Annotated in this window: 5 protein-coding genes; 1 reads left to right on the top strand and 4 read right to left on the bottom strand. The window is 62.3% G+C overall.

Going from position 1 to position 6272, the window contains the following annotated elements:
• Positions 1 to 30: 30 nt before the first annotated feature.
• Complete coding sequence (locus C443_RS16535; RefSeq protein WP_049944107.1) at positions 31 to 513, bottom strand: hypothetical protein; 483 nt, start codon at positions 511 to 513, stop codon at positions 31 to 33.
• A gap of 250 nt (positions 514 to 763) precedes the next feature.
• On the opposite strand from C443_RS16535, the gene C443_RS16530 reads away from it, so the two are divergent.
• On the top strand, positions 764 to 2395 hold the full coding sequence (locus C443_RS16530; protein ID WP_005537805.1) for an alpha-amylase family protein: 1632 nt from the start codon (positions 764 to 766) through the stop codon (positions 2393 to 2395).
• 194 nt (positions 2396 to 2589) lie between these two features.
• Here the strand turns inward: C443_RS16530 and sufD are convergent, their stop codons facing one another.
• From sufD to C443_RS16515, 3 genes are read right to left on the bottom strand one after another with little or no spacing between them, the layout of a single operon-like run.
• Positions 2590 to 3801 (bottom strand): Fe-S cluster assembly protein SufD, encoded by a 1212-nt coding sequence (gene sufD, locus C443_RS16525; protein ID WP_005537804.1) that lies wholly within the window; start codon positions 3799 to 3801, stop codon positions 2590 to 2592.
• A gap of 2 nt (positions 3802 to 3803) precedes the next feature.
• Complete coding sequence (sufB, locus tag C443_RS16520) at positions 3804 to 5234, bottom strand: Fe-S cluster assembly protein SufB (RefSeq protein WP_005537802.1); 1431 nt, start codon at positions 5232 to 5234, stop codon at positions 3804 to 3806.
• Positions 5235 to 5270: 36 nt separating this feature from the next.
• Positions 5271 to 6203: an ABC transporter ATP-binding protein gene (locus C443_RS16515; protein WP_005537799.1), complete on the bottom strand. Its 933-nt coding sequence runs from the start codon at positions 6201 to 6203 to the stop codon at positions 5271 to 5273.
• Positions 6204 to 6272 lie beyond the last annotated feature (69 nt).

Genomic DNA, 6272 nt, shown 5'->3' with positions numbered 1-6272 from the left:
AGATCGCTTTCAGATATTGGGCCTGCGTGTTCATTGGTAGTCCTCCATCAGGTCGGTCACGTCTTCGACACCCTCCGCCTCGTCCTCGCGGATATCCGACAGCACGGCCAGCAGCCGCTCGCGGTCGATGGTGAATGTCACGTCCGACGCCTCGATTGCGTCGATGAGGTCGTCATAGAACTTGTACGCCGTCTCCTCGTTACAGAGCTGGTCGTACAGCACGCCGTCGAAGTCCTCATCGGCTTCGTACTGGGCCTCGACCAGCATCTCGATTTCCTCGAAGGGGACGGTGTCCGCTTCGAGGTCGTCGATGAGCGCCTCCAGTTGCCGGCGGTGCTCGGCGGACTCGGTCTCGGCGTGTTCGAGGAGATCGAGTACCGCCTGTTCGTGCTCTCCACCCGTTTCCTCGGCGTGCTTGGCCGACCGTGCCTCGACGACCTCTTCCAAGACGATACCGATCTGTAGCAGCCGGGCGAGCTGATGGTCGGACGCCACCGGCTGTGTGAGACTCACGGCAACACCCCCAATCGGCGCTGTGCTGCAGTCATACACGTAGTTCGGGGAGGGCTGGACTTAAGCGGTTCCCTGTCGTCGGGCCCATTCCCTGTCGGTCCCGTGACTGCGTCGCCCCGAAGGCTCCCTCTACTGTGATTCAACGGAGAGGCCGAAACTCTCGGCCGCTGTCACGACCGCCCGACTCGAGTTGTGGGCCGGTGACCACCCGAAACTACCAGAGGGTGGGGCTCGATAGCACACACGACCGATGGTAGAACATGGCTGGCACGAGGACGCGGTCATCTACACACTGGACGTAAAGACGTTCAACGACAGCGACGGCGACGGCTGGGGCGATTTCCAGGGCCTCATCGAGAAGCTCGACTACATCGAGGACCTCGGCGTCACCTGCCTCTGGCTCCGCCCGTTCTACCCGAGTCCGCTCCGGGACAACGGCTACGACGTCGCCGACTACTACGGCGTCCACGACCGGATGGGCACGCTGGCCGACTTCCGGGAACTCACCGACCGGGCCCACGACCGCGGCATCCGCGTCCTCACCGATCTAGTGTTCAACCACACCTCGATCGACCACGAGTGGTTCCAGCGCGCCCGCGAGGACCCCGACTCGAAGTACCACGACTACTACCTGTGGACCAGCCACGTAGACGACGCCTACCAGACCAGCAACATCTTCCCCGACCGCGAGGACGGTGTCTGGAGCTACGACGAGGTCGCCGGCAAACACTACTTCCACCAGTTCTACCACCACCAGCCGGATCTCAACGTCGCCAACCCCGCCGTCCGCGACGAAATCCACGACGTGATGCGCTTCTGGCTGGATCAGGGAGCCGACGGCTTCCGGATCGACGCCGCCCACCCGATGCTCCTACCCAAGGGCCACAACGGGACGACCGAGGACATCGAGCTGTTCAAAGAACTGAAACGCGTCGTCACGGCGGCGAAGGACCACGCCGTACTCATCGCCGAGGCCGACGACCAGCCCGAACACCTCGATTACTATTTCGGCGACGGCGAGGCGTTCGACCTCATGTTCAACTTCGTCCTGAACGCCCACATGGTGTACGGCGTCGGCGTCAGAGACACCTGGCCGCTCCACCGCGCGAATGAGGTCCTGCCGGATATCTCCGGCGTCGGCCAGTGGGCGAACTTCCTCCGGAACCACGACGAGTGGAATCTCCTGAAACTCCCTCAGGAGGCCCTGGAACACGCCCGGGAGTACTTCGGCCCCGACGATGGCTCCTCATGGATTTTCGGCCGGGGTCACCGACTGCGACTGGCGGACCTCTTCGGCCACGACCACGACCGCATCGCGATGGTACACAGCCTTCTCTTTGCCTATCCGGGGACGCCGGTCGTCCTCTCGGGAGACGAGATCGGCATGGGCTCGGACCTGTGGCTCGACGAACGGGAGTCAGTCCGGACGCCGATGCAGTGGGACGACACCGAGAACGGCGGCTTCTCGACGGCCGACCGCGAGGACTGCTACAACCCGCCGGTCGCCGGCAAAGAGTACAGCTTCGAACACATCAACGTCGCCGACCAGCAGGGTGACCCCGACTCGCTGCTGTCGCACATTCAGCGCATCATCGCGGCCCGCAAACACAACCCCGAACTCAGCGACGGCGACCTCCACCTGGCCGAATCGGGCCACAGGGACGTGCTCGTCCACCGCGTCGACACCGACGACACCGCGTTCATCTTCACCCACAACTTCGCCGACGAGTACCACGAATCCGTCCTCCAGTGGGAGGTCCCCGATGCTGACACATCAAAGCAACTCGGTGACGGCGGCTACCACATCGAGGATGGCGGCGTCACCTTCCTGCTGGACTCGTGTGACTACGTCTGGCTTCGCGGCGACAAGAGCGACTGGTGACTGCTGCACGCGACCGGATACAAAAGGCGACAGGACCGAGCTCGTCACGCAACGTTCGAGGTCGCTATGGACCTCGCTACTCCCGAAGACATCAAAAGAACGAGTTCTCTTGAGCCTTCGGTCGTTCGCTACCGCTCACTCCCGAAGACACCATCAGAGCAAGCTCTGGTGAGCCTGCGAGAGTAATCGCCCGATTACTCTCGCAGACGCTCGTAGATGAGCTGGTCGAGGTCTTCGCGGAGTTCGTCGACCTGCACTTCTTCGAGCACAGGGACGAAGAACCCTTCAACGAGCATATTCTTCGCGCTCTCGGGGTCGACACCGCGAGAGGTCATGTAGAACATGTCCTCTTGATCGACCTGTCCGACCGTCGCGGAGTGGGAGGCCTCGGTGTCGTGGTTGTTGATGATGAGCTTCGGCGACGCGTCGGCCTCGGAATCGTCGGAGAGCATGAGCGTGTTCTCACGCTGGTAGGACGACGTGTCCCAGGCCTCGCGGCCGACGTCCTGAACGCCCTCGTACACCGAGCGGGCGTCGTCGTCGAGGACACCGCGGGTGACGAGGTCGGCGATGGTGTGTTCGGCCTCGTGCCAGACACGCGACGCGATGTCGAAGTGCTGGTCCTCGTGGCCGAAGAACGCACCCAGAATCTGTGACTCGGAGGAGTCACCCAGCAGTCGGGTTTCGACATTGGATTTGGTCAGGCGGGAGCCGATGTTACCGTCGATCCAGTTGACCGTGGCGTAGGTGTCGGCGTGACCGCGCTTGACCTGGAAGTTGTAGGTCTCCTCTGAGAGGTTCTGGAGCGCGCCGTACTGGACGTAGGCGTTCTCCTCGGCGACGACCTCGACGATCCCGGAGTAGTACTGGTCGTCGTCGGTCGTCTCGCCGGTCCCCTGGCGTTCCAGAATCGTGACCGAGGAGGACTCCTCAGCGAGGACGAGCGTGTAGTTGAACAGCGACTGGCTGTTCATCGTCGTCCGAATCTTCACGTCCTCGGCGTCGACGCCTTCGGGGACGTAAACGACAGTCCCGGCGGAGAACAGGGCCGTCGACAGCGCGGTGAGGTAGTCCCGCTGCGGGTCGACGACGCTGCCGAAGTGGTCCTTGACGAGGTCCGCGTGCTCGTCGAGCGCCTCGCTCCAGGACAGTACCTCGACGCCTTCGGCATCGATGCGGTCCTTGTCCTGTGCGTAGTCGAGCGGATCGACCAGCGCCTCGTAGTCGAGCGCGTCGAGGTTCGTCCAGGTGCGACCCGGCGTCCGGATGACGTCTGGCATGTCCAGCTCGTCGAGCGCCGCGAGCGCGTCTTTCCGGGTTTCGAGCAGCCACTCGGGCTCGCCGAGGTCGTCTGAAATCTGTTCCACCTGGGTCTCTGTGAGATTGGCGTGTACCTGCGTACTCATGGTTATCCGAGCGACCCCTCCATCTCAAGCTCAATGAGGCGGTTCAGCTCAACGGCGTACTCAATCGGCAGTTCTTCCGTGATCGGCTCGATGAAGCCGGCGACGATCATCTGCTTGGCGTCGTCGTCGTCCAGTCCGCGGGACTGGAGGTAGAAGACGTCCTCGTCGCCGATCTTGCCGACGGTCGCCTCGTGGGCAACGTCGACCTTGGACTCCTGAATCTCCATGTACGGCATCGTGTCCGACGTGGACTCGTTGTCGAACATCAGCGCGTCACACTCGACGGAGGTGGAGGAGTCCTCGGCACCGTCAGCGATGTGGACGAGACCGCGGTAGTTCGTGCGGCCGCCGTCCTTGCTGATGGACTTGGACTCGATGGTGGACTTCGTCTCGGGGGCGTTGTGGTAGACCTTCGCGCCCGTGTCGATGTCCTGACCCTCGCCGGCGAAGGCGATGGTGATGTGATTGTCCGTCGCGCCGGGACCCTTCAGGACGGTGGAGGGGTACAGCATCGTGGCCTTCGAACCCATCGACCCTGAAACCCACTCCATCGTACCGTCGGCCTCACAGATGGCGCGCTTGGTGTTGAGGTTGTACGTGTTCTTCGACCAGTTCTGGACGGTCGAGTACTGGACGTGGGCGTTCTCCTTGACGAACACTTCGACGCCGCCGGAGTGAAGGTTGAACTCGGAGTACTTCGGGGCGGAACAGCCCTCGATGTAGTGGACCTCGGAGTTCTCCTCGGCGATGATGAGCGTGTGCTCGAACTGGCCCATGCCGTCGGAGTTCATGCGGAAGTACGCCTGCACCGGCATGTCGACCGTGGTGTCCTCGGGGACGTAGACGAACGACCCACCGGACCAGATAGCGCCGTGCAGCGCCGCGAACTTGTTGTCGCTCGGCGGCACGGCCTTGGTCATGAAATACTCTTTGAGGATGTCTTCGTGTTCCTGGACAGCCTTGTCCATGTCACAGAAGATGACACCCTTGTCTTCCCAGCGCTCCTGCATGTTCTGGTAGACAATCTCGGACTCGTACTGCGCGCCGACGCCCGAGAGGGCGTTCTTCTCGGCTTCCGGGATGCCGAGCTTGTCGAAGGTGTCCTGAATCTCCTCGGGGAGGTCGTTCCAGTCGTCGACCCCGCCGCGGGTCTCGATGTCGGGACGGATGTACGGGACGATCTCGTCAACGTCGACCTCGGAGAGGTCGGGCGCGCCCGGCCAGCCGTCCGGCATCGGCATTTCGTGGAACTGCTCGAGTGCGCGCAGACGGCGTTCGAGCATCCATTCGGGCTCGTCCTTGTCTTCGGAGATGACCCGGATGGTCTCCTCCGTAAGGCCCTTCTCGGCTTCGAAGGCGGACTTCTCCTCCTTCTTGAACTCGAAGCGCTTCTCGGTGTCGGTCTCTTTGAGGTGGTCTTGATCTGAGCTCATAGTGTGTGTAGTGTTATCGCTGTGTACGGAAGGGCGTTACGCGGCCTCGTAGGCTTCCTCTCGGACCCAGTCGTACCCTTCGTCTTCGAGCTTTTCGGCGAGTTCTGCGCCACCGGAGGTGGCGATCTGGCCGTCGAGCATCACGTGGACGTGGTCGGGTTCGACGTAGTCGAGGATGCGCTGGTAGTGGGTGATCTGAAGGATACCCGCGCCCTGCTCGTCGCGGAGCGCGTTGATCCCGTTGGAGACGTCCTGCAGTCGGTCGATGTCCAGCCCGGAGTCGATCTCGTCGAGCACGGCAACGGAGGGCTCGAGGATCGCGGCCTGGAGGACTTCGTTCTGCTTCTTCTCGCCGCCTGAGAAGCCAGCGTTGAGATACCGGGACGCGAACTTCTCGTCCATATCTAGCTGCTCCATCTTCTCCTGGAGGATCTCCTGGAACTCGGCGACGCCGATTTCGCCCTCTTCGACGTTGCCCTCCATCGGGGAGGTGTCGTAGCCGGCGGCGTCCTCGTTGGTGTCGCCACCCTCTGCGTCGGCTTCTTCTTCCTCGTCGTCGTCCTCGAAGAGCTCCTCGCGTTCTTCGAGCTTGGCGTTGAGCGCGGTGCGGAGGAAGTTCACCATCGTGACGCCCTCGATCTCGGCCGGGTACTGGAAGCCGAGGAAGATGCCGAGCGCGGCGCGCTCGTTCGGTTCGAGGTCGAGGAGGTTCCAGGTTCGGAGATCCTCCGGGATCTCTTCGTCACCGAACTCATCCTCTTCGAGGTGGATGAGTACTTCGCCGTCGGTTACCTCGTAGGCGGGGTGGCCGGCGATGATCTTCGCTGTCGTCGACTTGCCCGAGCCGTTGGGACCCATCAGCGCGTGGATCTCGCCGGACTCGACTTCGAGGTCGACACCGCGGAGAATCGTCTCACCGTCCTCTTCTGCGACTTCTGCGTGGAGATTGTTGATTTCGAGTTTAGCCATAGGTATCTCTTAGGTCAACCGAAAGAAGGTCCGTTTCACCCATGAAGCTTTCGCATTGCCGTGAACTCA

It is taken from the genome of Haloarcula argentinensis DSM 12282 (assembly GCA_000336895.1).
In the GTDB taxonomy this organism is placed as follows: Archaea; Halobacteriota; Halobacteria; order Halobacteriales; family Haloarculaceae; genus Haloarcula; species Haloarcula argentinensis.
This window is presented reverse-complemented; position numbering and strand designations above follow the sequence as displayed.